At 67.6% G+C, this 22913-nt stretch carries 26 protein-coding genes, 1 tRNA gene and 1 pseudogene; 17 read left to right on the top strand and 11 right to left on the bottom strand.

Annotated elements, in window-relative coordinates:
* Positions 1–352 precede the first annotated feature (352 nt).
* From FCU40_RS16570 to FCU40_RS16560, 3 genes are all read left to right on the top strand, one after another.
* Positions 353–856 (top strand): GcrA family cell cycle regulator, encoded by a 504-nt coding sequence (locus tag FCU40_RS16570; RefSeq protein ID WP_004619666.1) that lies wholly within the window; start codon positions 353–355, stop codon positions 854–856.
* 55 nt (positions 857–911) lie between these two features.
* A complete protein-coding gene (locus FCU40_RS16565; RefSeq protein ID WP_004619664.1) occupies positions 912–1127 on the top strand; it encodes a hypothetical protein in 216 nt (71 codons plus the stop codon).
* Between the two features lie 142 nt (positions 1128–1269).
* The gene (locus tag FCU40_RS16560; protein WP_168076376.1) at positions 1270–1797 is read left to right on the top strand and encodes a MarR family transcriptional regulator; all 528 of its coding nucleotides are present in this window, start codon (positions 1270–1272) and stop codon (positions 1795–1797) included.
* Between the two features lie 208 nt (positions 1798–2005).
* Here the strand turns inward: FCU40_RS16560 and FCU40_RS16555 are convergent, their stop codons facing one another.
* From FCU40_RS16555 to FCU40_RS16535, 5 genes and pseudogenes are all read right to left on the bottom strand, one after another.
* Positions 2006–2185, bottom strand: coding sequence for a hypothetical protein (locus FCU40_RS16555; protein WP_168076374.1), 180 nt, complete (start codon positions 2183–2185; stop codon positions 2006–2008).
* A 388-nt stretch (positions 2186–2573) separates the two neighbouring features.
* Positions 2574–2996 carry an alternative ribosome rescue aminoacyl-tRNA hydrolase ArfB gene (arfB, locus tag FCU40_RS16550; RefSeq protein ID WP_168076372.1) on the bottom strand — a complete coding sequence of 141 codons (423 nt, stop codon included), beginning with the start codon at positions 2994–2996 and terminating at the stop codon, positions 2574–2576.
* 35 nt (positions 2997–3031) lie between these two features.
* Positions 3032–3124, bottom strand: a pseudogene (locus tag FCU40_RS16545) (aminoacyl-tRNA hydrolase); the annotation flags it as partial.
* Complete coding sequence (locus FCU40_RS16540) at positions 3121–3582, bottom strand: YaiI/YqxD family protein (protein ID WP_168076370.1); 462 nt, start codon at positions 3580–3582, stop codon at positions 3121–3123. The gene FCU40_RS16540 and the pseudogene FCU40_RS16545, both read right to left, overlap by 4 nt.
* A gap of 20 nt (positions 3583–3602) precedes the next feature.
* Positions 3603–3677: transfer RNA gene (locus FCU40_RS16535), tRNA-Thr, on the bottom strand.
* Positions 3678–3800: 123 nt separating this feature from the next.
* Here FCU40_RS16535 and folD point away from each other — a divergent pair.
* From folD to FCU40_RS16520, 3 genes are read left to right on the top strand one after another with little or no spacing between them, the layout of a single operon-like run.
* Positions 3801–4694: a bifunctional methylenetetrahydrofolate dehydrogenase/methenyltetrahydrofolate cyclohydrolase FolD gene (folD, locus tag FCU40_RS16530; RefSeq protein ID WP_168076368.1), complete on the top strand. Its 894-nt coding sequence runs from the start codon at positions 3801–3803 to the stop codon at positions 4692–4694.
* Complete coding sequence (locus tag FCU40_RS16525) at positions 4694–5053, top strand: c-type cytochrome (protein WP_168076366.1); 360 nt, start codon at positions 4694–4696, stop codon at positions 5051–5053. Before folD ends, FCU40_RS16525 begins: the two co-directional genes overlap by 1 nt.
* Before the next feature lie 10 nt (positions 5054–5063).
* Positions 5064–6464: a D-arabinono-1,4-lactone oxidase gene (locus FCU40_RS16520; protein WP_168076364.1), complete on the top strand. Its 1401-nt coding sequence runs from the start codon at positions 5064–5066 to the stop codon at positions 6462–6464.
* 114 nt (positions 6465–6578) lie between these two features.
* Here FCU40_RS16520 and FCU40_RS16515 read toward each other — a convergent pair whose 3' ends face one another.
* From FCU40_RS16515 to FCU40_RS16505, 3 genes are all read right to left on the bottom strand, one after another.
* On the bottom strand, positions 6579–7067 hold the full coding sequence (locus FCU40_RS16515) for an Hpt domain-containing protein (protein ID WP_168076362.1): 489 nt from the start codon (positions 7065–7067) through the stop codon (positions 6579–6581).
* A gap of 115 nt (positions 7068–7182) precedes the next feature.
* Complete coding sequence (locus tag FCU40_RS16510; protein WP_004619649.1) at positions 7183–7965, bottom strand: NAD kinase; 783 nt, start codon at positions 7963–7965, stop codon at positions 7183–7185.
* 42 nt (positions 7966–8007) lie between these two features.
* Complete coding sequence (locus FCU40_RS16505) at positions 8008–9093, bottom strand: DUF2336 domain-containing protein (protein ID WP_004619647.1); 1086 nt, start codon at positions 9091–9093, stop codon at positions 8008–8010.
* A gap of 163 nt (positions 9094–9256) precedes the next feature.
* On the opposite strand from FCU40_RS16505, the gene glpK reads away from it, so the two are divergent.
* Both glpK and FCU40_RS16495 read left to right on the top strand, forming a co-directional pair.
* Entirely contained in the window at positions 9257–10747 is a 1491-nt protein-coding gene (glpK, locus tag FCU40_RS16500; RefSeq protein WP_168076360.1) for a glycerol kinase GlpK, read from the top strand.
* Between the two features lie 68 nt (positions 10748–10815).
* On the top strand, positions 10816–11871 hold the full coding sequence (locus FCU40_RS16495; protein ID WP_168076358.1) for an SMP-30/gluconolactonase/LRE family protein: 1056 nt from the start codon (positions 10816–10818) through the stop codon (positions 11869–11871).
* On the opposite strand, the gene FCU40_RS16490 is transcribed toward FCU40_RS16495, so the two are convergent.
* A complete protein-coding gene (locus tag FCU40_RS16490; protein ID WP_168076356.1) occupies positions 11868–12545 on the bottom strand; it encodes a uracil-DNA glycosylase in 678 nt (225 codons plus the stop codon). The two genes, FCU40_RS16495 and FCU40_RS16490, sit on opposite strands and share 4 nt — an antisense overlap.
* A 3-nt stretch (positions 12546–12548) precedes the next feature.
* Positions 12549–13145 (bottom strand): NYN domain-containing protein, encoded by a 597-nt coding sequence (locus tag FCU40_RS16485; protein WP_168076354.1) that lies wholly within the window; start codon positions 13143–13145, stop codon positions 12549–12551.
* A 50-nt stretch (positions 13146–13195) separates the two neighbouring features.
* On the opposite strand from FCU40_RS16485, the gene folK reads away from it, so the two are divergent.
* From folK to FCU40_RS16465, 4 genes are all read left to right on the top strand, one after another.
* On the top strand, positions 13196–13684 hold the full coding sequence (gene folK, locus FCU40_RS16480; protein WP_168076378.1) for a 2-amino-4-hydroxy-6-hydroxymethyldihydropteridine diphosphokinase: 489 nt from the start codon (positions 13196–13198) through the stop codon (positions 13682–13684).
* A gap of 89 nt (positions 13685–13773) precedes the next feature.
* Complete coding sequence (locus FCU40_RS16475) at positions 13774–15819, top strand: M13 family metallopeptidase (RefSeq protein ID WP_168076352.1); 2046 nt, start codon at positions 13774–13776, stop codon at positions 15817–15819.
* Between the two features lie 277 nt (positions 15820–16096).
* Entirely contained in the window at positions 16097–16456 is a 360-nt protein-coding gene (gene rpoZ, locus FCU40_RS16470) for a DNA-directed RNA polymerase subunit omega (protein WP_004619634.1), read from the top strand.
* A 98-nt stretch (positions 16457–16554) separates the two neighbouring features.
* The gene (locus tag FCU40_RS16465) at positions 16555–18765 is read left to right on the top strand and encodes a bifunctional (p)ppGpp synthetase/guanosine-3',5'-bis(diphosphate) 3'-pyrophosphohydrolase (protein WP_168076350.1); all 2211 of its coding nucleotides are present in this window, start codon (positions 16555–16557) and stop codon (positions 18763–18765) included.
* A gap of 198 nt (positions 18766–18963) precedes the next feature.
* On the opposite strand, the gene FCU40_RS16460 is transcribed toward FCU40_RS16465, so the two are convergent.
* Positions 18964–19389: an NUDIX domain-containing protein gene (locus FCU40_RS16460; protein ID WP_168076348.1), complete on the bottom strand. Its 426-nt coding sequence runs from the start codon at positions 19387–19389 to the stop codon at positions 18964–18966.
* An 81-nt stretch (positions 19390–19470) separates the two neighbouring features.
* Between FCU40_RS16460 and pyrE the strand changes: the two genes are divergently transcribed.
* The 5 genes from pyrE to rnc all read left to right on the top strand — a co-directional run.
* A complete protein-coding gene (gene pyrE, locus FCU40_RS16455) occupies positions 19471–20055 on the top strand; it encodes an orotate phosphoribosyltransferase (RefSeq protein WP_004619627.1) in 585 nt (194 codons plus the stop codon).
* 5 nt (positions 20056–20060) lie between these two features.
* Positions 20061–20822 (top strand): pyridoxine 5'-phosphate synthase, encoded by a 762-nt coding sequence (locus FCU40_RS16450; RefSeq protein ID WP_004619626.1) that lies wholly within the window; start codon positions 20061–20063, stop codon positions 20820–20822.
* Positions 20819–21220, top strand: coding sequence for a holo-ACP synthase (gene acpS / locus FCU40_RS16445; protein ID WP_004619625.1), 402 nt, complete (start codon positions 20819–20821; stop codon positions 21218–21220). The genes FCU40_RS16450 and acpS overlap by 4 nt, the downstream gene beginning before the upstream one ends.
* A gap of 131 nt (positions 21221–21351) precedes the next feature.
* On the top strand, positions 21352–22197 hold the full coding sequence (gene lepB, locus FCU40_RS16440) for a signal peptidase I (RefSeq protein ID WP_004619624.1): 846 nt from the start codon (positions 21352–21354) through the stop codon (positions 22195–22197).
* Positions 22198–22218: 21 nt separating this feature from the next.
* A partial coding sequence (gene rnc / locus FCU40_RS16435; RefSeq protein WP_168076346.1) for a ribonuclease III occupies positions 22219–22913 on the top strand: 695 nt, incomplete at its 3' end.

Raw genomic sequence — 22913 nt, 5'->3', positions numbered from 1 at the left:
TTCCGCCATCCTTCGAGCAGGCCGAGGCGGCCAGGCACAGGGCCGCGGCGGCGGCCAGTTTCAACATACGCATGATCGTTCCCGGCTGACGTTTGGTCGCAGGTCCTGCGACGGCGCGACACATTCCAAACCCTTATAAAATCTGGCCCGCGACCTTGTCACGGAACAATGATCGTCAGGACGCGCTCAAGCGTGGCCCTGCGACAATTGCCGGTATCTACGTGATTCTTCTGCCAAAAAGTGGAGTTGCAAACCGTGGGTCCGCACATAACCGTTTGACGGGAATTAACCATAAATCCTACCCCTTTTGTCACGGAACGGGCTGGTTCCGGATGGGTTGGGAAACAAGACCATGGACTGGAGCGAAGAGCGCACCGCCACCCTGAAGAAGCTGTGGCTGGAAGGCCTGAGCGCGAGCCAGGTGGCGCGCCAACTGGGCGGCGTCAGCCGCAGCGCGGTGATCGGCAAGGTGCACCGTCTGGGCATCACCGTTCGCGAGGTTCCCGCCCGACAGCGAGCGACGACCGCCGTTCGCGCCCCTTCGCGCCTCCAGATGCGTCGTCCGGCGCGCGAGACGACCGCCGCGCCGCGCGTCGCTCCGCGTCTTGCGCGCACCGAGGAAGACCTGCTGCCGACCTCGGGCATCCTGGACCTCGACGTTCATTCGTGCCGCTGGCCGATCGGCAACCCGGAGGGCGACGATTTCGGGTTCTGCGGTCGTCCCAAGCTGACCGCGCGGGGCTCCTATTGCGAACAGCATACCGCCGGCGCCTTCCGTCGGCTGTCGGGCGGCCAGGCGGTCGAGGCCTGGGCCTTGAAGGGCCTGAAGGAGCGCGTCCGGCCAAACCAGATCTGACCCGTCGCCGCCTTCGAAAGCCTCATCACTTTTCTTAAGATCGTCGAGCAAATCCATGACCATGGTCCTGATCGAGAACGCCGCCGGCAGCAGCCAAGTGATCACCATCGTCGAGGAGTTCGCCGGCCACTCGGTGTCGCGCGATCTCAACCCCGGCGACCACGCCAGCATTCCGGTCACCCAGTTCAAGTCGATCACGGTGCGCGAGACCTATCCCGACGACTGGTTGACCAGGGGGCGCAATCGTAACCGCGCGGCGACCGACGCCTGAAACGCGAATTTCTCTCATAGATTGCAAATAATGACCCCGCGAAGCCTTTCGCGGGGTTTTTCTTTTTCGATCTACCCCCGTCGATTGCGCGGCCGTTAACCTTATGAGACACAAAGCCCCGTTTTTGGGGGCGGAAACGATTATGGTTCAGGAGGATGAGCGCGCCGAGGTGGTCCAGGACCACGCGCTGCCGCTGCCGAGTTATCTGAGCTACCTGCTTTATCAGACCGAACAGCATCGCCGGGCGATGGCGGCCGACCTCCTGGCCCGCCACGGACTGACCTTCGCCAAGTGGGTGGCGATGATTTCGCTGCGTCGGTTCGGCGATCTGTCGATGACGCGATTGTCCAAGCTGGCGGCCACCGATCGCACCACCCTGACCCGTTCGATCGACAGCCTGATCGCCGACGGCCTCGTGGTCCGCGCCAACGCGCCCCACGATCGCCGCATCGTGGTCATCCGCCTGACCGAGGCGGGCCGCGCCCTGCTGGAACGCATCCGCTCCGAGATTCGCCCGCTGAACCGCGACATCTGCGGCAAGCTGACGACGGAAGAACAGGCGGCCATGACCGGCTATCTGCAGAAGATGCTGGCGGGCCTAATCGTCGAGCCCGACTGGAAGCAGGACGTCATCGCGTTTTCCACGCCCGCGCCGCCGGAGACGGTTTAGGGGGGCGAGGTTTCGAACGGGTTTGCTGCCTTTCCTATGCCGTCTCGCTCGGGCGGGAGAGGGAGCCCGGCTCTGCCGCTTACCGGCGCGGTGCTGAAGGAATTCAAATCCGCTGATCGGAGAAATTCTTATTTCTGGAATTTCAGGAATTAAACCCTATATGGAAATTGCCCGGCCGACGTAGCAGCGCCGACCGGGCTTATGGTCCTTACTTAAACAGGTGGATCAAGGGCAGCAGGGTGGTCAGACACCCCATGAAGCCCACAAGAACGCGGGCGGGTCCGGCTTGAGCGGGTCCGCCCGTTTCCATTTTCAGGCTGAAGTTGAAAGCGATTTTCATCGCGGTGGGGTCCTTTCGATCGTGACGACGGGCGTTGTTGCCTGTCATCCGACATCTAGGGCACCGCTTTACCCTGTACAAGGGCGCGATAGCAGTATTCGGCGCATTTCGGACCGGAATCCTCGAACTTCCACTGGACAATCGGGTTCAGCGGCTTCCTTCTGCAAATTTATATGCGGTTTTATTCCTCACATATTTTCAATTCAACACGAGTGTGACTTTTCAAGTTGGTGTTAAATTTCCAATGGCGGTTATTCCGTACTGGAATTTGTCGAAGATAATTGATGGCTTTTAGGGCCGATTTCCAATGACAAAAATGATTGGTATTTCGAGAGTCACAAGGGCTTCAGCCCTTCCCGAAAAACGTCGAGAAAAACCACGCGCCGCCGCTGATGATCGAACTGACGATCATGCCGGTTGCAATAGCGCGCGAGCGCTAGTCGTCACTGCGGACCTTGCCGCGCATGGATTTCACGCCCGCCCGCTTTGACTTCCCCTCTAAGCGCTTCAGCTTGCTGCTGTAGGTCGGCTTTGTGGGGCGTCGGGCCTTGGGCTTTTCGGTCGCCCGGCGGATCAACTCGACCAGCCGTTCACGGGCGTCCTGACGGTTCATCTCCTGCGACCGGCTACCTTGGGCGAAAAGGACCAAGACGCCGTCTTGGGTCAATCGGCTCCCCGCCAGTGTCTCCAGCCGGGCCTTCACATCATCGGGCAGGTTTGGCGAGTTGCGCACGTCAAACCTTAGCTCGATGGCATTGCTCGTTTTGTTGACGTGCTGACCACCGGGACCGCTGGCGCGGGCCGCGCGCTCGATAATCTCGTCATCTTCGATCCGCAGCCACGAGGTGATTTCGATCATTTCGACACCTCCCGCGATTTAGGCTCAACTGTCTTGACGTGCTGTCCGCCGGGACCCGAGGCGCGGGTGGCCTTCCAGACCAGCTCGTCCTCGTCGACGCGCAGCCAGCTGGTGATCTCCAGGGTCATTTGGCGACGACCCGTTTGGCCTTGACCACCAGCTGATCCAGGGCCTGCAGGAACCGCGAGCGATCGGCGTTGGCGAAGGCGGCGGGGCCCTTGGTGACCTCGCCCATCGAGCGCAGGTGCTCGCCGATCGAGCGCGAGGCCAGGGCCGAGCCGATCATGTCGTGCGTGAAGACGCGACCGTTCGGCGCCACGGCCGCGCCGCCGGCCTTCAGCACGCGGTCGGCCAGGGGGATGTCGTTGGTCACCACCACGTCGCCGGGGCCGACACGCTCGGCGATCCAGTCGTCGGCGACGTCCGGCCCGGCGTCGACCACGATCTGCTCGATCACGGGCGTTTGGGGCACGCGGATCCAGCTGTTGGACACCACGAAGGTCTTGAAGCCATGGCGGGCGGCGACCTTGTAGGCCTCGTCCTTCACGGGGCAGGCGTCGGCGTCGATGAAGAGGGTGGCGGTCATCGCGCTCGCCTGAAGTAAAGTGGTGCCGGCTGAGGGGATCGAACCCCCGACCTTCGGTTTACAAAACCGCTGCACTACCGCTGTGCTAAGCCGGCCTTTGGGCGGGTCGATGACCCGAGGTCAGCGCTTATGCCGTTTGCCGGGGCGGACGGCAAGGTGGTCGAGCGTTGCGAGTCTTTCCGTCAGCCGTTAGGGACGGGCCGAGCAGGAGAACTCCGATGGCCCTGGGCAAACTGATCGACGGCAAGGCCTTCGCGGCCGACCTGCGGGCGAAGGTCGCCGCGGAGGTGGCGCAGCTGAAGGCCCAGCACGGCCTGACGCCCGGCCTGGCCGTGGTGCTGGTCGGCGAGGACCCCGCCAGCCAGGTCTATGTGCGCAACAAGGGCGAGCAGACCGAGGCCGCCGGCATGTATTCCGAGACCCACCGCTTGCCGGCCGAGACGACCCAAGAGGCGCTGCTGGAGGTGGTGGCCAAGCTGAACGCGGATCCCAAGATCCATGGCGTGCTGGTCCAGTTTCCCGTGCCGGCGCACATCAACCAGATGGACGTCGTGGCGGCCCTGTCGCCCGACAAGGACGTCGATGGCCTCACCGTGACCAACGCCGGGCGCCTGGCCAGCGGCCTTCCGGCCCTGACGCCCTGCACGCCGCTGGGCTGCATGATGCTGCTGAAGGACGTGGTCGGCGATCTGAAGGGCAAGAACGCCGTGGTGATCGGCCGCTCGAACCTGATGGGCAAGCCGATGGCCCAGATGCTGCTGGCCGCCGACTGCACGGTGACCATCGCCCACTCGCGCAGCCAGGACCTGCCGTCGATCGTGCGCCGGGCCGATATCGTCGTGGCCGCCGTCGGTCGGGCCGAGATGGTCAAGGCCGATTGGATCAAGCCGGGGGCCGTGATCATCGATGTCGGCATCACCCGCTTCCCGGCCCGCGATCCGGAAGCCGCGGCGGCGGGCAAGACCCGGCTGGTCGGCGATGTCGCCTTCGACGAGGTGCGCGAAGTGGCCGGCGCGATCACGCCGGTGCCGGGCGGGGTCGGGCCGATGACCATCGCCTGCCTGCTGGCCAATACCGTCACGGCCGCCAAGCGCCTGTCGGGGATCGAATGATGCGTCGGGCGATCGTTCCGGCCGCGTTCGCCCTGGTTCTCTCCGCCTGCGGGCCCAAGGCCGCTCCGCCGCCGACGCCGGCGGAAGCGCTGGCGCTGCGGCCGGCCGACGCGCGTCTGGCGGGGCTCTACGAGACCTCGTGCCACGCCTGCCATGCCGTGGCCGGGACGGGAGCGCCGCTGGTCCACGACCGCGCCGCCTGGGATGGACGCTACAAGCGCGGCGAGGCCGTGCTGCTGGACCACGCCATCCAGGGCTTCAACGCCATGCCGGCCGGCGGCCAGTGCGCGGCTTGCGCGCCGGACGATTTCAAGGCTCTGATACGCTTCATGGCGGGGCGTGAAGATCCCGCGAAATAGGGCGGGCGACATGATCTCCAGGCGCGGAGCTCTGATCGGCGGCGGCGTGGGCGCCGTCGTGGCGGCCGGCGGCGCTGGGTATGCGATCGCCACCGGGGACAAGCCCGAGCCGCCCGCGCCGCCGTCCGTCGATGCGCGCGGCCGGCTGCTCTGGCGCAACTGGTCGGGCATCCAGAAGGCCTATCCCGCCGCTCGTCTGGCGCCCAAGGACGACGCCGAGCTGGCCTCGGCCCTTAAGGCCGCCCAGGCGCCGATCCGGCCCGTGGGGGCGGGGCATTCGTTCACCGCTCTGGCCCCGACCGACGGGACCCTGGTCTCGCTGGACGCTCTGTCCGGCGTCGTCGGCTGGGAGGGCGACGAGGCGATCGTGCGCGCGGGCACGCGCCTGGGCGCCTTGGGGCCGATGCTGGCCGAGAAGGGGCGGGCGCTTCCGAACCTGCCCGACATCAACAAGCAGTCGCTGGGCGGCGCTCTGGGCACGGGCACCCACGGAACCGGCGCCGCGATCCGCGCGATCCATGGCGACGTCACGGCCCTGCGACTGGTCGCGCCCTCGGGTCAGGTGATCGACGCCGACGCCGCCAGAAACCCCGAGATCTTCCAGGCCGCCCGGGTCTCGCTGGGGACGCTGGGGGTGATCACCCAGGTGAGGATCAAGACCAGCGCCAACCGCCGCCTGCGCCGCAGGGTCTGGCTGGAGCCGTTCGAGGAGGCCTTGGCCCAGGCCGAGGCGCGTTGGGCCCAGCATCGCAATTTCGAGTTTTACGCCGTGCCCTTCACGGGTCTGGCCGCCAATATCAGCCACGACGAGACCGACGATCCGGTCCAGCCGCGCGGCCCCGACCAGGACGCGGAGGTGCTGCGAGCGCTGCGGGCGCTGCGTAATCTGCTGGGGTTCGCCACGCCTCTGCGGAAGGCCGCCGGGCGGGCGCTGTTGTCGACGGCCCAGCCCGAGACCGCCGTCGACGAGGGCTGGAAGCTGCTGTCGACCGAACGACCGGTGCGCTTCAACGAAATGGAGTTCCATCTGCCCGTCGAGAACCAGCTGAAGGCGCTGGCCGAGGTCGTGCGGGTGATCGAGAAGGAGCGGCCCGACGTCTTCTTCCCGATCGAGACTCGCCGCATCGCGCCGGACGACGCCTGGCTGTCGCCGTTCCAGGGCGGACCGCGCGGCTCGGTGGCCGTCCACGCCTATTATCGTGACGATTTCAGCTTTCTCTATGAGCTGATCGAGCCGATCTTCCGCCGCTACGACGGTCGGCCGCACTGGGGTAAGCTGCACAGCCTGAACGGGTCGCAGCTGGCGGCGATCTATCCGCGCTGGAAGGATTTTCTGGCCGTGCGCCAGGACCTGGACCCGGAAGGCCGGATGCTGAACCCGTACCTGAGGGGGCTGCTGGGCCTGACCTAGAGTCTTATCCGCTCGAATGGAATCATTCGAGCGGACAAATAAGGCTCTAAATCAAACATTTAGAGCGTGATAACCGCCGAAACCGCTTACACTTTCGGCTATCACGCTCTGAGGTCAGGCCGTCGCCGATCCCAGATATTGCGCCACGCGGGCCTCGAGCTCGGTGACCAGCGCCTTGCCCACCGGGTGGGTGTCGACCTTGATGCCGTCGCGGACGCAGGCCTTGATCGCGTCGATATGGGCGTCCACCAGGAACATCGGGGCGTTCAGGCGGGTGGCCGGGTCGTCGATCAGCTTGCAGAGCGAGGCGGCCAGTCGCGTGATCAGCGGAAACTCGTAGGTGGCGCCCAGGCCCTTCAGGTCGTGGGCGCGCAGATACAGACTCTCGACCGTCTGGGCGGTCATGCCCTCGACGCGAACGGCCTGACGCGCGGCGTCCAGCTTCACGATCTCGTCGTTGAGCCATTGGGCGAAGTTGCCCGAGAGGCTCTTCAGAGCGGCCTCGGCCTTGGCGACCGCGGCCATGTCGATGCCGCCGCGCCCTCCGACCTTCAGTCTCAGCGTATTCGGCACCTGAATCACTTCAGCCGTCTTGTTCGTCACGGGCGCCTCCCCAGCGGCGGATCGTCGGGTAACGGCTAACATAGCAGGCGTTAATATTGAATGAGACTGGGATCTTGCCGCGACCTAACGCCTCATGCCTCGCCGGAAGTCTTCATCAGGCCGAGAATTGTTCGGCTAGAACCCGCTCTTCGAGGCTGCGGCCGGCGTCGAAAAGCATCGACAACGACGTGCCGCGATCCTCGGAAATGTGGACCTCCAGGACGTCGCGGACCTCGAAATTGTCGGCCACGGCGCTGACCGGACGCTTGTCGGCCTCGAGCACCTCGAAAGTCACGCGCGCCGACTGCGGCAACAGCGCGCCGCGCCAGCGGCGAGGGCGAAAGGCGCTGATGGGGGTCAGCGCCAGAACCTGTCCGTCGATCGGGATGATCGGCCCGTGGGCCGACAGGTTGTAGGCGGTCGAGCCGGCCGGGGTGGCCAGCAGGGCGCCGTCGCAGACCAACTCGCCCATTCGCACCTTGCCGTCGATCGAGATGCGCAGCTTGGCGGTCTGGCGGGTCTGGCGCAGCAGCGAGACCTCGTTGATCGCCAGGGCCCGATGCTGGGTTCGCCGCGAATCGATCGCCACCATGGCCAGCGGATGGATCACCGCGCGTTCGGCGGCGTTGATCCGCTCCAGAAGATCGTCCTCCGAATACTCGTTCATCAGAAAGCCGACCGAGCCCCGGTTCATGCCGTAGATCGGCGTCTGGCTGGCGATCGCCTCGTGCAGGGTTTCCAGCATGAAACCGTCGCCGCCCAGGGCGACGATGACCTGGGCGTTCTCCTCGCCCACGTCTCCGTAGCGGGCGGCTAGCCGGTCCTTCGCCTCGATAGCCTCGGGGCGGTCGCTGGACTTGAAGGCCAGACGGGTCACGAACGGTTGCGGCTGGTACATGGCGCCAAGAGGCGGGAAGCCGCCGCCCTTGTCAAAGCTTGATTAGGCCTGTCCGACGGCCTGGCGGAACGCCATGCCGGCGATGTCCGGCGTGAAGGGACCAAAGGCGCTGGCGGCGCGGCGCAGGCCCTCGTCGCCGCCGCCCGGACGGCCGCCGTTCAGCTGGCGGACATGCTCCAGGATGGTCGGGAAGACGCTGCGATCGATGGCCACGGCCGAGCAGGCGAGGGCCAGCAGTTCGGGGCGTCCGCCATCGATGGCGCGTCGAATCTGGGCGGGTTCGAAGCGGCCAAGCCGCGCCAGGGCCATGACGAAGAGCTGCAGTCGCCCCTCGCGCAGCACGCGCAAGAGGTACCCTGGACGCAGCTGACCCGCCGAGTCGAGTTTCTCGATCAGCAGGCGCTCCATCTCCTCGCGATCCTCGTCCGGATCGGCGGGGCCGGCCTCGCCGTCGGCCTCGCCGCGATGGGCGGCGCGCAGCGCGTCGTCGAGCGCGGCCTGCATCTTTTCGGGGTCGAGATGGAACCGCCCGGTGAGGGCGTCGCGCAGCGCCCGGCCGACCAGCACATAAAGCTGTTCCGCCAGATCACTGGAAAGGCGGGGATGTTTGGCCAGGGGCGAGCGCAGGGCGACGACCTCGCGCGCCCGGCCCACCAGCCGGCGCATGGCGTCGGGCGAAATGTCGGCGGTCTCGTTCGAGGCCAGGGCGGTCAGCACCGCCGGCTCGTCGCGGCTGATGATCGCCTCGACCACCGGCGCCGGCAGCTTGGGCCGCCGGGCGATTTCGATCTGGTGCTCCAGCGTGGCCTGCACCAGCAGGCGGATCAGGTCATGATCCTGCAGGACCGAGCAGCGGGCGATGATCGGCCGGGCGATCTCGATCTCGTCCAACGCCATGATGTTGACCAAGGCCGGCGGCGCCCAACCCGCGTCGGCCAGGCGTTCCGAAAGACGGCGACGGATGTCGCGCTCGGCCTCGACCACCAGGGTCATGAAGATGGAGTTCAGCAGGGCCTGGATATCGGGGTGAGCCGGCTGGCCGCTGGCCTGGTTGGCCTCGCAAAGGTCGATGATGCCCGTCAACAGGCGTTCACGATCGCCCGGCTCGCGGCTGCGAGCCAGCGTCATGAGCGATGCGATCTCGACGGCTTGGATGGCGCGCCTCCTCGAATCCCGAAGACCCGACGAGGATGAGCTTGCCGCGCTCAAATGAAAACATGCTTAAACGGGACCAGGACGCCGCCGCCGGCCGCGGCGAGACGTCGAAAGTTTCTGCGGAGGACGCTTAAAGATGGCGCAAGACCTGATCCTGGCCCTCGACCAGGGCACGACCAGCACCCGGGCCATTCTGTTCGACCGCGCCGGCCAGCCGCTGGCCGAGGCCTCGCGGCCGCTGCGCCAGAGCTATCCGCGCGACGGCTGGGTCGAGCACGACGCCGAGGAGATCCATGCCGCCTGCGTGGCCGTGCTGCGAGAGGCGACCGAGGCCTCGGGCCGCGCGGCCGATGTCGCGGCGATCGGGGTCACCAACCAGCGCGAAACGGTGGTGATCTGGGACAAGGCCACCGGCCGTCCGATCCATCCGGCGATTGTCTGGCAGGACCGTCGCACCGCCGAGGTCTGCGCCCGGCTGAAGGCCGAAGGCCACGAGCCCCGGGTCACGGAGGTGACGGGGCTGTTGCTGGATCCCTATTTCTCGGGAACCAAGATCGCCTGGATCCTGGACAAGGTTCCTGGCGCGAGGGCTCGGGCCGAGGCGGGCGAGCTGCTGGCCGGCACCATGGATACGTGGGTCATCTGGAGGCTGACCGGCGGACGCGTTCACGCCACCGACGCGACCAACGCCTCTCGCACCCTGCTGTTCGACATCGACGCCCAGGACTGGTCGCCAGAGATGCTGGACCTGTTCGATGTGCCGGCGAGCTTGCTGCCCAAGGTGCTGGACTGCGTCGACGACTATGGCGCGACCCAAACGCAGGTCCTGGGACGCGAGACGCCCATTCGGGGCGTGGCGGGCGATCAGCAGGCGGCGCTGATGGGGCAGGGCTGTATCGCGCCCGGACAGATGAAGGCGACCTATGGCACGGGCTGCTTCATGCTGATCAACACCGGCGAGGCGCGATGCGTCTCGCGCGCCCGGCTTCTGACGACCGTGGCGGCGCGGGTCGGCGGCAAGACGACCTACGCCCTGGAAGGCTCGATCTTCGTGGCCGGGGCGGCGATCCAGTGGTTGGGCGAGGGCTTGGGCGTCACGGGCGGGCCCCGGGCGGCCGAGGCCTTGGCGCGCGCGGCCAAGCCCGACCACGCCGTCGTCGTGGTGCCCGCCTTCACCGGACTGGGCGCGCCCTGGTGGGACGCCGAGGCGCGGGGCGGAATCTTCGGCCTGACCCGCGACGCCGGCCTGCCCGAGATCGCCGCGGCCACCTTCGACAGCTGCGCTCTGCAAAGCCGCGACCTGATCGAGGCGATGCGCGCCGACGCACCCTCGGCGTTCGGCGACGCCGCGCAGCTTCGCATCGATGGCGGCATGTCCCAGAGCGCGTGGTTCTCCCAGCGCCTCGCCGATCTCACCGGTCTGCCGGTGCGCCGGGCCCGCTATCAGGAGATCACCGCCCTGGGCGCTGCCTTGTTCGCCGGGGTCGGGGCGGGCCTTTACGGGTCCCTCGAAGAGGCGGCCGAGGTCAGTCCGGCCGCCGACACCCTTTCGCCGGCCCTGGACACCCATGCGCGCGAGGCGGCCTATGCCCGCTGGCTGGACGCGGTGCCCCGCGTGCGACTTTAGTCTAACCCGCGTTGCCATGACATCGTTGTCATGGTCTGTGGGGCGCTTCATCGGAACTGGAGACCGCCATGACGACACGCCGAGCCGCCTTGGGCGCCGTGGTAGGGGCCGGCGCGGCCCTGATCGGCCGACAGGCGTTCGCCCAGGCCGACGCGCCGGTCTATCCGGCGATCGGTCGCGTCCGTCGTCTGTCGCCTAAGCTGGACGGGATCATTCCGCCCGACGCGGTGATCGAACAGCTGGCCGACGGGATCACCTGGGCCGAGGGGCCGACCTGGGTCCGGGAGGGCGGCTATCTGCTGTTTTCCGACGTCCCCGGCAACACGATGTACCGCTGGAGCGCCAAGGGCGGGAAAGAGGTCTTCCTGAAGCCGTCGGGCTATGACGGCCCGCCCACCCGGATCTTCCGCGAAGCCGGCTCGAACGGCGCGATCGTCACCGTTTCCGGCGACTTGGTGATCGCCGACTGCGGCAATCGCGGCCTGGCCAAGGTCGACCCGCTGACCAAGCGCAAGACGGTTCTGGCCAGCGCCTATGGCGGCAAGAAGTTCAACAGCCCCAACGACCTGGTGGAGATGCGCGACGGTCCGCTGCGCGGCGCGATCTATTTCACCGATCCGCCCTACGGCCTGGAGGGCCAGGACGCCTCGCCCGCCAAGGAGATGGCCTTCAACGGCGTCTATCTGCTGCGGCCCGACGGCCGGGTCATGCTGGTCGACGACACCCTGACCTTCCCGAACGGGATCGCCTTGTCGCCCGACGGCAAGCGGCTGTACGTCTCGGTGTCGGATCCCAACCGGCCGGTGATCATGGCCTACGACCTGGGCTTCGACGGCTTGCCCAACGCCTCTGAAGTGTTCTTCGACGCCGCCGAGCTCGTGAAGGCCGGCGGGCCGGGCCTGCCCGACGGCATGAAGGTGGATGTCGACGGACGTCTGTTCGCGTCCGGACCTGGCGGCCTGATGATCCTGACCCCGAGCGCCGAGTTGCTCGGCGTCATCGAGACCGGCGGGACGGTGGCTAACTGCGCGTTCGGCGACGACGGCCGGATGCTCTATCTGACATCCAATCACATCCTGGCGCGGGTGCGCACCAGGACGCACGGTCTGACCAGTCGAGCCTAAACCGTCTCGTCGAGATAGGCTTTCACCCGCTCGAACAGGGCCTCGAACATCGGCGTCGTCAGGCGGCCCGTGTTCGTGTTCAGACGCGAGCAATGGTAGCTGTTGAAGATCCGGTAGGGGCCGGCCTGGAATTCCGAGCCATGGCCCGGAATCCCCGCCGAGGCCTTCAGGCCCAGCGTTTTCAGCACGTTACGCCGCGAGACGTCGCCCAGGGTGACGATGGCCTTCAGGTTCGGGAACATCTCAAGCCGCGCCTTCAGGAACGGGCGGCAGGTGTTCTCTTCCGAGGTCTCGGGCTTGTTGCCGGGCGGGGCGCAGCGGACGGCGTTGGTCACGGCCGCGCCGACCAGTCGCAGGCTGTCATCGGGACGCGCCTCGAACCGGCCGGTGGCGAAGCCGTACTTGATCAGGGTTTCGTAGAGCAGGGTCCCGGCATAGTCGCCGGTGAACGGTCGGCCGGTGCGGTTGGCTCCCTTGCGTCCGGGCGCCAGACCTACGACCAGCAGCCGCGCGTCCTTATCGCCGAACGACGGCGCCGGCCCGTTGAAATAGTCCGGATAGAGCGCCTGGTTCTCGCGGCGATAGGCCACCAGGCGCGGGCACAGCGGACAGTCGCGCGGCGGCTCGGCGGGGTTTGGGACGGCCTCGCCGGCGATGTTGGAGGCTTGCGCCATGCTTTAGTACTCGTCGTCCGCGTCGCGCTCGGCCGGGGTGCGGCTGTCGGCGACCTGACGCGGTTGAACGCGCTGCGGACGGCCGATGATCTGGCCCAGGTCGGCGAGGTCGACGAAGTTGTCGGCTTGGCGGCGCAGGTCGTCGCTGGTCATCGGCGGCTGGCTCTTCATCGTCGAGACCACAGTGACGCGGCGGCCCTTGCGCTGGACCGCCTCGACCAGGGCGCGGAAGTCGCCGTCGCCGGAGAACAGCACCAGGTGATCGGCGGCTTCGGCCATCTGCAGCATGTCGACGGCGATCTCGATGTCCATGTCGCCGCGCCAGCGCTTGCGGCCCTGGCTGTCGGTGAACTCGCGCGCCGGCTTGGTCACCAGGGTGAAGCCGTTGTAGTCCAGCCAGTCGACCAGCGGGCGGATCGGCGAGTAGTCGTCGTTCTCGGCGATGGCGGTGTAGTAGTAGGCCCTGATCAGGACGCCGCGCTTTTTGAACTCGTCGAGCAGCTTGCGGTAGTCGATGTCGAAGCCCAGGGCGCGGGCGGCGGAGTAGAGGTTGGCGCCGTCGATGAACAGCGCCAGGCGGTCGGTCGGGTAGAAGGTCACGCGGTAATCCCTTGAAAAATATCGTCGCTCGAAATGACTTGGACGAGGCCGTGATCGTGGCGCTCGGCGGCAATCTGCCCGGACCCTATACGAGTCGCGAGCGCTTGTTGGAAGCGGCCCTGGAGACCTTTCCGGAGTTTGGCCTGGAGGTGACGGCGCGTTCCTCCTGGTGGACGTCGGCGGCCTGGCCCGATCCCACCGGCCCGGACTATCTGAACGGCGTGGCGATCGTCGCCACGGACCTTTCGCCGGTCCGGACCCTGGCGGCGCTGCACGCGATCGAGGCGCGGTTCGGGCGGGCGAGGGGAGAGGCGAACGCGCCGCGAACGCTCGATCTGGATCTGATCGCTCACGGCCGGACCGTTTTGAACGGCGCGCTGGTGACGCCCCATCCGCGCGCCCACGAGCGCCTGTTCGTCATGGGGCCGTTGGCCGAACTGGCCCCGGCCTGGGTGCATCCGGTCGTCGGCGATACCGCCCTTCGTCTGGCCGCCTCGGCACCGATCGGTCGCGACGCGCGCTCCATTACCAAAGCTTAATGTTCGCCGACGGCAAGCTCCGCCCATAGTCCGGCCCTTTCTTGAGCCGATCGCCCCAATAGGAGGGCGTGACGAGGAACTTTGATCCCATGAGCCTGACCCGTTCCCTGCTCGCCTGCGCCGCCGTCCTGGCGCTGACGGCCGCCGCGCCCGCCGCCTTCGCCGGCGACAAGAGCGGTATCGACCTCACCTCGATCGACAAGACGGTGAAGCCGGGCGACGACTTCTGGACCTACGCGAACAACACCTGGATCAAGGCCCACCCGATCCCGGCCGATCGCAGTGGCTATGGCATCGGCGCGGTGATGGTCGACGAGGCCAACAAGCGCACCGTCGATCTGATCCAGGCCGCCGCCAAGGGCGGGGCGGGCGACGGCAAGAAGGTCGGCGACTACTACGCCACCTATATGGACGAGAAGGCCATCAAGGCGAAGGGGATCGCGCCGCTGAAGCCCGGCCTGGCCCGCATCGCCGCGATCAAGGACAAGACCCAGCTGGCCGCCGTGCTGGGCGGCAACATCCGCGCCGACGTAGACGCGCTGAACGCCACCGACTTCTATACCGACAACGTCCTGGGCCTGTGGGTTTCGCCGGCCTTCGACGACACCAGCAAGTACGCGCCGTTCCTGCTACAGGGCGGCCTGGGGATGCCCGACCGCGAGTACTACGTCTCCGACAAGGCCGCCATGGTCGAGGCGCGGACCAAGTACCTGGCCCACGTCGAGAAGGTGCTGACCCTGGGCGGCGTGGCCAACGCCAAGGCCAAGGCCAAGGCGATCGTGGCGCTGGAGACCCGGCTGGCCCAGGCCTCGGGCACGCGGGAGGACAGCGTCGACGTTCAGAAGGCCAACAACAGCTGGACCCCGGCCGACTTCGCCAAAAAGGCCCCGGGCCTGGACTGGAACGCTTTCTTCACGGCCGCCAAGCTGAACACCCAGCCGCGCTTCATCGTCTGGCATCCGACCATGGTCGTGGGCCTGGGCAAGGCGGTGAACGAGGTCCCGCTGGCGACCTGGAAGGACTACCTGACCTTCCACCTGATCGAGCACTACAGCAACGTTCTGCCCAAGGCCTTCGTCGATGAGCGTTTCGCTTTCTACGGCCACGCGCTGCAAGGCACGCCGCAACTTTCGCCGCGCTGGAAGCGCGCGGTGAACTCCACCAACGCCGTGCTGGGCGAGGCGGTCGGCAAGCTCTACGCCGAAAAGTACTTCTCGCCGGAGGCCAAGGCCGCGGTCACGGCCATGGTCGACAGCATGAAGGCCGCCTTCGAGAAGCGCATCGACGGCCTGGACTGGATGGATCCGGCCACCAAGGCCGAGGCCCGCAAGAAGGTGGCGGTGCTGAAGGTCGGCGTCGGCTATCCTGACCACTGGCGCGACTACGCGGCCTACAAGGTCCTGCGCGGCGACGCCGTGGGCAATCTCGCGCGCTACGAGGCGTTCGACTACGCCCAGGCCCTGGCCAAGCTGGGCCAGCCGACCGATCGCGGCGAGTGGGTGATGACGCCCCAGACCGTCAACGCCGTGAACCTGCCGATCCTCAACGCCCTGAACTTCCCGGCCGCCATCCTGGCCCCGCCGAATTTCGACCTGAAGAACGACATGGCCGCCAACTACGGCGCGACCGGCGCCACGATCGGCCACGAGATCAGCCACAGCTTCGACGACCAGGGCGCGCAGTTCGACAGCCAGGGGCGGTTGCGCAACTGGTGGACGCCGTCCGACTTCGAGCATTTCCAGAAGGCCGGCAAGGCCCTGGCCGACCAGTTCGACAGCTATAAGCCGTTCCCGGACCTGGCGGTGAACGGCAAGCAGACGCTCAGCGAGAACATCGCCGACGTCGCCGGCCTGAACGCGGCGCTGGACGCCTATCACGCCTCGCTGGGCGGCAAGCCGGCGCCGGTGATCGACGGCATGACCGGCGACCAGCGCTTCTTCCTGGCCTTCGCCCAGAGCTGGATGGACTATTCCCGTCCCGCCGCCCTGCGCCAGCAGCTGATCACCGACGGCCACGCCCCGGCCCAATACCGCGCCTTCACGGTCCGGAACCTGGATGACTGGTACGCGGCGTTCGGCGTGAAGCCGGGCGACGCGATGTACCTGCCGCCGGAGAAGCGCGTGAAGGTCTGGTAGGGGCTTTTCAGCGCCCCCTCCGTCACGAGGCTCCGCCTCACGCCACCTCCCCCGTTTCACGGGTGAGGAAGATGTTCTTCTCCTCCCTCGCTCGCGGGGGAGGTGGATCGGCGCCGATAGGCGGCGAGCCGGAGGGGGCGCTCGCTACGCCCTAGACATTGACTCGCGAACGCGGCATAAGCGCCCCCTCGCGAAAGTCAGGACGTTCGTGCGCGGCGTTGCGTGTCGCCGCACGGAAGCCTATTTTGCGATTGCTCATCGGCAGCCCGAGGAACTCATGGCCCGCGTCACCGTCGAAGATTGCGTCGAGAAGGTTCCGAACCGCTTCGCGCTCGTCCTGCTCTCGGCTCACCGCGCCCGCGGCATCTCCGCCGGCGCCGCGCTGATGGTCGACCGCGACAACGACAAGAACCCGGTCGTCGCCCTGCGCGAGATCGCCGACGACGTGATCGATCACGAGGGTCTCAAGGAGCACCTCATCACCACGCTGCAACGCGTCGATGAACACACCGAGGCCGAGGAAGAGGCCGAAACCCTGGCCCTGCTGGCCGATCCCAGCCACATGCAGATGAGCGAGCTGGAACTGGTCCGCGCCCTGCAGAGCGACCGCGACGGCGGTCAGGAGGAGCGGTACTGAGCCCCGAAGGCGCAGACCCTCTGACCCTCGAAGCGGCGACCTCCACCACCGCTCCATCCGAACGCGCGCCCGATTCCGAATCGGGCGCGTCGTCGTCCGTGGCGCCCGCCGCGGCCGAGGCGCCCAAGCCGCGCCCGAAGTTCCTTCGCCAATACGAACTGATCGACCGGGTCCTGGCCTATGACCCGACGGCCGACGAGGCGCTGCTCAACCGCGCCTATGTCTACGCCATGCGGATGCACGGCTCGCAGACCCGGGCCAGCGGCGATCCCTACTACGCCCACCCGATCGAGGTGGCCGGCATCCTGACCGAGTACCGCCTCGACACCGCGACCATCGTCACGGCCTTGCTGCACGACGTGATCGAGGATACCCCGGTCACCAAGGACGAGATCGCCAAGCTGTTCGGCGAGGAGATCGCCGAGCTGGTCGAGGGCGTCACCAAGCTTTCCAAGCTCGAGCTGCAGGCCGAGCACATGCGGCAGGCCGAAAACCTGCGCAAATTCATCCTGGCCATCTCCAAGGACGTCCGCGTCCTGTTGGTGAAGCTGGCCGACCGTCTGCACAACATGCGGACGCTGCACTTCATCAAGAACCAGGCCAAGCGCGAGCGCATCGCCCGCGAAACCCGCGACATCTACGCGCCGCTGGCCCGCAACATCGGCTGTCATCGCATCTGCGTGGAGCTGGAGGAGCTCAGCTTCCAGCACACCAATCCGGTGGCCCGGGACGCGATCATCCGGCGCCTCGACGCGCTGCGGGAAGAGCAGGGCGGGGCGGTGGCCCTGGTCAGCCAGGAGATCGCTGCGCGGCTGGAATCCTCCGCCCTGCCGGCCCGCGTCTTCGGCCGCGAGAAGTCGCCCTATTCGATCTGGCGCAAGCTGCAGCGCAAGTCGATCGGCTTCTCGCAGATGTCCGACATCTATGCGTTCCGCGTGATCGTCGACAGCGAGGAAGACTGCTACCGCGCGCTGGGCGTCGTGCACCGCGCCTGGTCCAGCGTGCCGGACCGCTTCAAGGACTACATCTCGACGCCAAAGCGCAACAACTACCGCTCGCTGCACACCACGGTGGTGGGGCCGCGCGGGATGCGGATCGAGATGCAGATCCGCACCGAGGCCATGGACCGCGTCAACGAAGAGGGCGTCGCCGCCCACTTCCGCTACAAGGACGCCTCCTACGGCCTGGATCTGGAGGGCATGGAGGCCGCCGGCGGCCGCGATCCGCTGGCCAACCTGCGCCAGCTGGTCCAGGTGCTGGAGCACGGCGGCGACAGCGAGGAACTGGTCGAGCACGCCAAGCTCGAGATGTTCCTCGACCAGGTGTTCGTCTTCACGCCCAAGGGCAAGCTGGTCAGCCTGCCGCGCGGGGCCATGCCGCTGGACTTCGCCTACGCGGTCCACACCAGCGTCGGCGACACCTGCATTGGCGTGAAGATCAATGGCGAGCTGAAGCCGCTGCGCACGCCACTGGTCAATGGCGACGTGGTCGAGGTGGTGCGCGGCTCCAAGCCGGTGGTGCCGCCCGACTGGCGCTCGCTGACCGTGACGGGCCGGGCGAGGTCCGCCATTCGGCGTCACATCCGCCAGACCGAGAAGGAAGAGTTCCTGCGCCTGGGCCGGGCCTCGCTGGAGCAGGTGTTCGAACGCGCCGGCAAGAAGCTGAAGGACGTGTCGCTGCGGCCGATCCTGGAGCGGTTCGCGCTCGAGAACGACGACGCGCTGTTCGACGCCGTCGGTCGCGGCCGGGTCTCGCCCAGCCAGGTGCTGGAGACGGCCTATCCGGGCATGAAGGACTCCGAGCGCGAGGCCGCCACCGCCCGTCGCAAGATCGAGGGCGGCAAGAACGCCACGCTCTATGTGCGCGGCGGCGGGCTGACGCCGGGCGTGTCGCTGCATTTCGCCCACTGCTGCAGCCCGGTGCCGGGCGACCGCATCGTCGGCATCCTGCGCGAGGACGGCGAGGGCTTGGACGTCCACACCATCGACTGCCCGCGCCTGGCCGAATACGAGGATCGCGAGGAGCTGTGGCGCGACCTCAACTGGACGCCCGAGGCCGAGCGCTCGACCATCTCGCTGACCCGCCTGCACGCCACGATCCAGAACGCTCCGGGCGTGCTGGGCCTGGTCTGCACGATCATCGGCGAGGCTGGCGGCAATATCGTCAATCTGCGGATGCACCACCGCCAGAGCGACTTCTTCGACACCGACATCGATGTCGAGGTCCGCGACGCCAAGCACCTGACCAACATCCAGGCGGCGCTGCGGGCGTGCCCGTCGGTCGAGACGGTGGACCGGACGCGGGGGTAGGGGAAGTCAGCGGCGCGCACCGGAATCCCTCTCTCGTGGAGAGAGGGAGGGGCCCACGCCAAAGGCGTGGGAGGGTGAGAGGATAAAACCCCTCCGGATAAGGCGTCGAAGAAAAGCCAGCTTCAAGACTCGGAATTTCAGAGCGGGCTCCGTAACCACTCACCCTCCCACCGCTTCGCGGCGGGTCCCTCCCTCTCTCTAAGAGAGAGGGATTCCGGTGTGAGCCCTCAAAACCGCCACCGCGTCGATTGTCGCCGCCGTCAGGGGTTCCGGCAGGGCGTCCAGGGGAAACCAGCCCCATTCGTGCAGGGCGTGGGCTTCCTGGATCGCCGGCTCGCCCGCCCGGCTTTCGGCCGCGTAGGTGATGGCCACCCAGTGGTAATTCTTGGCCACCATGTCGGTGACCGCCAGCACGCGGCCGGCCTGGATGGTGATCCCGAGTTCCTCGTGGATCTCGCGCTCGGCGCAGGTTCGCGCGGCCTCGCCCCAGTCGAGCTTGCCGCCGGGCACGCCCCAGTGGTCGGCCTCGGGGCTCTTGACCCGCTTGACCAGCAGGAGCCGGCCCTGGTCGTCGAGGATGGCCGCGCCGCAGCCGACGCGGGGGCGTTGAACGTCTTCGGTCATGGGGTCGGGTAGAGCCCGAAACGCCCCTTATGGGCAAGCCGGCGTTTGTAGACTCGCCCGCGTGCTCTATATCCAGCCTTCATGACCAACGACGACGTCCTCGACGAATTCCGCGCCGCCGGCGCCCTGCGCGAAGGCCACTTCGTGCTGTCCTCCGGCCTGCACAGCCCGGTCTTCCTGCAGAAGAACCTGGTGTTCATGCGGCCCGAGCGCTGCGAGCGGCTGTGCAAGGCCCTGGCGGAGAAGATCCTCGCCACGGTGGGCGCGGTCGACGTCGCCGTCTCGCCGGCCGTCGGCGGGATCATCCCCGGCTACGAGACCGCCCGCCACCTGAACGTGCCGTCGATCTATGTCGAGCGCGAGGGCGGGGCGTTCAAGTTCCGGCGCGGCTTCCACCTGGAGCCCGGCCAGAAGGTCGTGATGGTCGAGGACATCGTCACCACGGGCCTGTCGTCGCGCGAGTGCATCCAGGCGATCAAGGACGCCGGCGGCGACGTCGTGGCGGCGGCCTGCATCGTCGACCGCTCGGGCGGCAAGGCCGATGTCGGCGTGCCGCTGGTGGCCCTGGCCAGCCTGGAAGTGCCGGCCTATCCCGCCGACGCCCTGCCGCCGGAGCTGGCGGCGATCCCGATCGAGGACCCGGGTTCCCGCCGGCTGAAGGGCTGACCGCCATGCTGCGTCTGGGCGTCAATATCGACCACGTGGCGACGATCCGGAACGCGCGCGGTTCTTCCTATCCCGAGCCGGTCCGGGCCGCCGAACTGGCCCTGGCCGCCGGCGCCGACGGCATCACCGCCCACCTGCGCGAGGATCGCCGGCACATCAGCGACGCCGACATCGCCGTCCTGACCGACCTTTGCCACAAGCGCGGCAAGCCGCTGAACTTCGAGATGGCGGTGACCGACGAGATGGTCGGCATCGCCCTTGGCGCCAAGCCGCACGCCGCCTGCCTGGTGCCCGAGCGCCGCGAGGAGGTCACCACCGAGGGCGGCCTCGACGTCGTCAAGGGCCAGGACCGCATCGCCGCCGCCACCGCGCGACTGCGGACGGTTGGGGCCCGGGTGTCGCTGTTCATCGAGCCCGACCCCGCCCAGATCCGCGCCTCGGCCGCCGCCGGCGCCCAGGTCATCGAGCTGCACACCGGCGCCTATTGCGACGCCGCCCGCGCGGGCGAGACCCAGCGCGCCGAAGCCATCCTGGAACGTCTGAAGGCCGGCGCGGCCCTGGCCGGCGAGCTGGGCCTGGAGGTCCACGCGGGTCACGGCATCGACTACGCGACGGTCAAGCCGATCGCCGCCATTCCCCAGGTGGCCGAGCTGAACATCGGCCACTTCCTGATCGGCGAGGCGATCTTCGTGGGCCTGCCGCAGGCCATCCAGCGGATGCGGGCGCTCATGGACGCCGCCCGCCTCGAAGCCGAGGCCGCCGCGTGATCATCGGGATCGGCTCGGACCTGTGCGACATCCGCCGGATCGAGAAGTCCCTCGAACGCTTCGGCGATCGGTTCACGCACAAGGTGTTCACCGAGATCGAGCGGTCCCGGTCCGAGCGCAAGCCCGACCGCGCCTCCAGCTACGCCAAGCGCTTCGCCGCCAAGGAGGCCTGCTCCAAGGCCTTGGGCACGGGCCTGAAGCGCGGCGTGCATCTGGCCGGCATGGGCGTGGTCAACCTGCCGTCGGGCAAGCCGACCCTGGCCCTGACCGGCGGGGCGCTGGAGCGCCTGAAGGCCATGACCCCGGAAGGCATGGAGGCGGTGATCCACCTTTCGCTGACCGACGACCATCCCTACGCCCAGGCCTTCGTGATCATCGAAGCCCTGCCGAAGGCGTGAGGTCCAACATTCGCCTCAAGGCCAAGCTAACGCGCCGCGCTTGACCGGCCCACTTGCCCCCTGGGCCAAGCCCGTCTAGCAAAGCCAAACCGGTTCGCCGGACACCCCTTTTCGAAGAGCTCCGCGCCCTTATGACCGACGCCGCCGACCAGACCTCGCCGCCTGAAGAGAAGGGCGCGGTCGCCGAGTTCATCGAGATCATCAAGACCGTCGCCTACGCCCTGGGCATCGCCCTGGTGCTGCGGGTCCTGCTGTTCCAGCCCTTCACGATCCCATCGGCGTCAATGGAGCCCAACCTCTATCAGGGCGACTACATCATCGTGTCCAAGTTCAGCTACGGCTGGAGCAAGCACTCGATCCCGTTCAGCCCGCCGATCATCAAGGGCCGCATCTTCGGCCGCGCCCCGACGCGGGGCGACATCATCGTCTTCAAGCTGCCGCGCGACAACCGCACCGACTATATCAAGCGTCTGATCGGGATGCCCGGCGACAAGGTCCAGGTGCGCGGCGGCCAGGTGTTCATCAACGGCAAGGCCCTGCCGCAAAAGCCCCTGGCGCCGGCCCTGGTCGACACCGGCTATGGCTTCACCCAGCAAGTCCAGCGCTTCGAGGAGACCAATCCGGAAGGCCGCCAATACGCCACCCAGGACTTCGGCCCCGACAGCCGCGGCGACAATACCGGTGTCTATACCGTGCCGGCCGGCTGCTACTTCTTCATGGGCGACAACCGCGACAACTCGGCCGACAGCCGCTTCGATCCGGGCGTCTCGCCGTTCAAGGACAGCGCCTGCAAGTGGAACTACGAGCTGGATCAGTATATCGGCGACGAGGTCGGGGTCGGCTTCGTGCCCGCCGAGAACCTGGTCGGCCGCGCCCAGATCATCCTCCTGTCGTGGAACGCCGAGGCCAGCCTGTTCAAGCCGTGGACCTGGTTCCTGAACGCGCGGCCCAGCCGCTTCTTCCACGTGCTGAAGTGATCAGCCGGAGCCTGCAAGCCAATGGATAGACGGGCCGCCGCCGTCGGCGACCTGGAGCGCCGCATCGGCCACAGCTTCGAGGACCGCGAACTTCTGGAGCGCGCCCTGACGCACGCCAGCGTCGGGGACGGGGCCAAGAAGGTCCGCGACAACGAGGTCCTGGAGTTCATCGGCGACCGCGTGCTGGGCCTGCTGGCCGCCGAGGCCCTGGCCCTGCGCTATCCCAAGGCCAAGGAAGGCGAGCTGGCGCCACGTCTCAACGCCCTGGTCAGCCGGGAAACCTGCGCCCGCGTGGCGCGCAAGGCGCAGCTGGGGCCGGCCCTGCGCCTGTCGGCCTCGTCCAGCAAGATCGGCGGCCGCGAGACCGACTCGATCCTGGCCGGCGCCACCGAGGCGCTGATGGCCGCGCTCTATCAGGACGCCGGCCTGGGCGCGGCCCGCGCCGTGTTCCTGGATCTGTGGGCCGACGAATTCGAGCGCGCCGGCGAGGGCCGTCCGCGCGACCCCAAGACCGCGCTGCAGGAGTGGGCGCAGGGCAAGGGCCGTCCGCTGCCCACCTATCGCGTCCTGGACCGCACGGGCCCGGATCACGCGCCGGTGTTCACGGTCGAGGCCACGGTGGTCGGCGTCGACCCCGCCATCGCCAAGGGCAAGTCCCGCCAGGAGGCCGAGAAAGCGGCCGCCAAGGCGCTGCTGGAGCGCGAGGGGGCCGTCTG

It is taken from the genome of Caulobacter sp. SSI4214 (assembly GCF_012184455.1).
GTDB lineage: Bacteria > Pseudomonadota > Alphaproteobacteria > Caulobacterales > Caulobacteraceae > Caulobacter > Caulobacter vibrioides_E.
The sequence above is the reverse complement of the archived record's forward strand: the minus strand, read 5'-3'. Positions and strand labels throughout refer to the sequence as shown.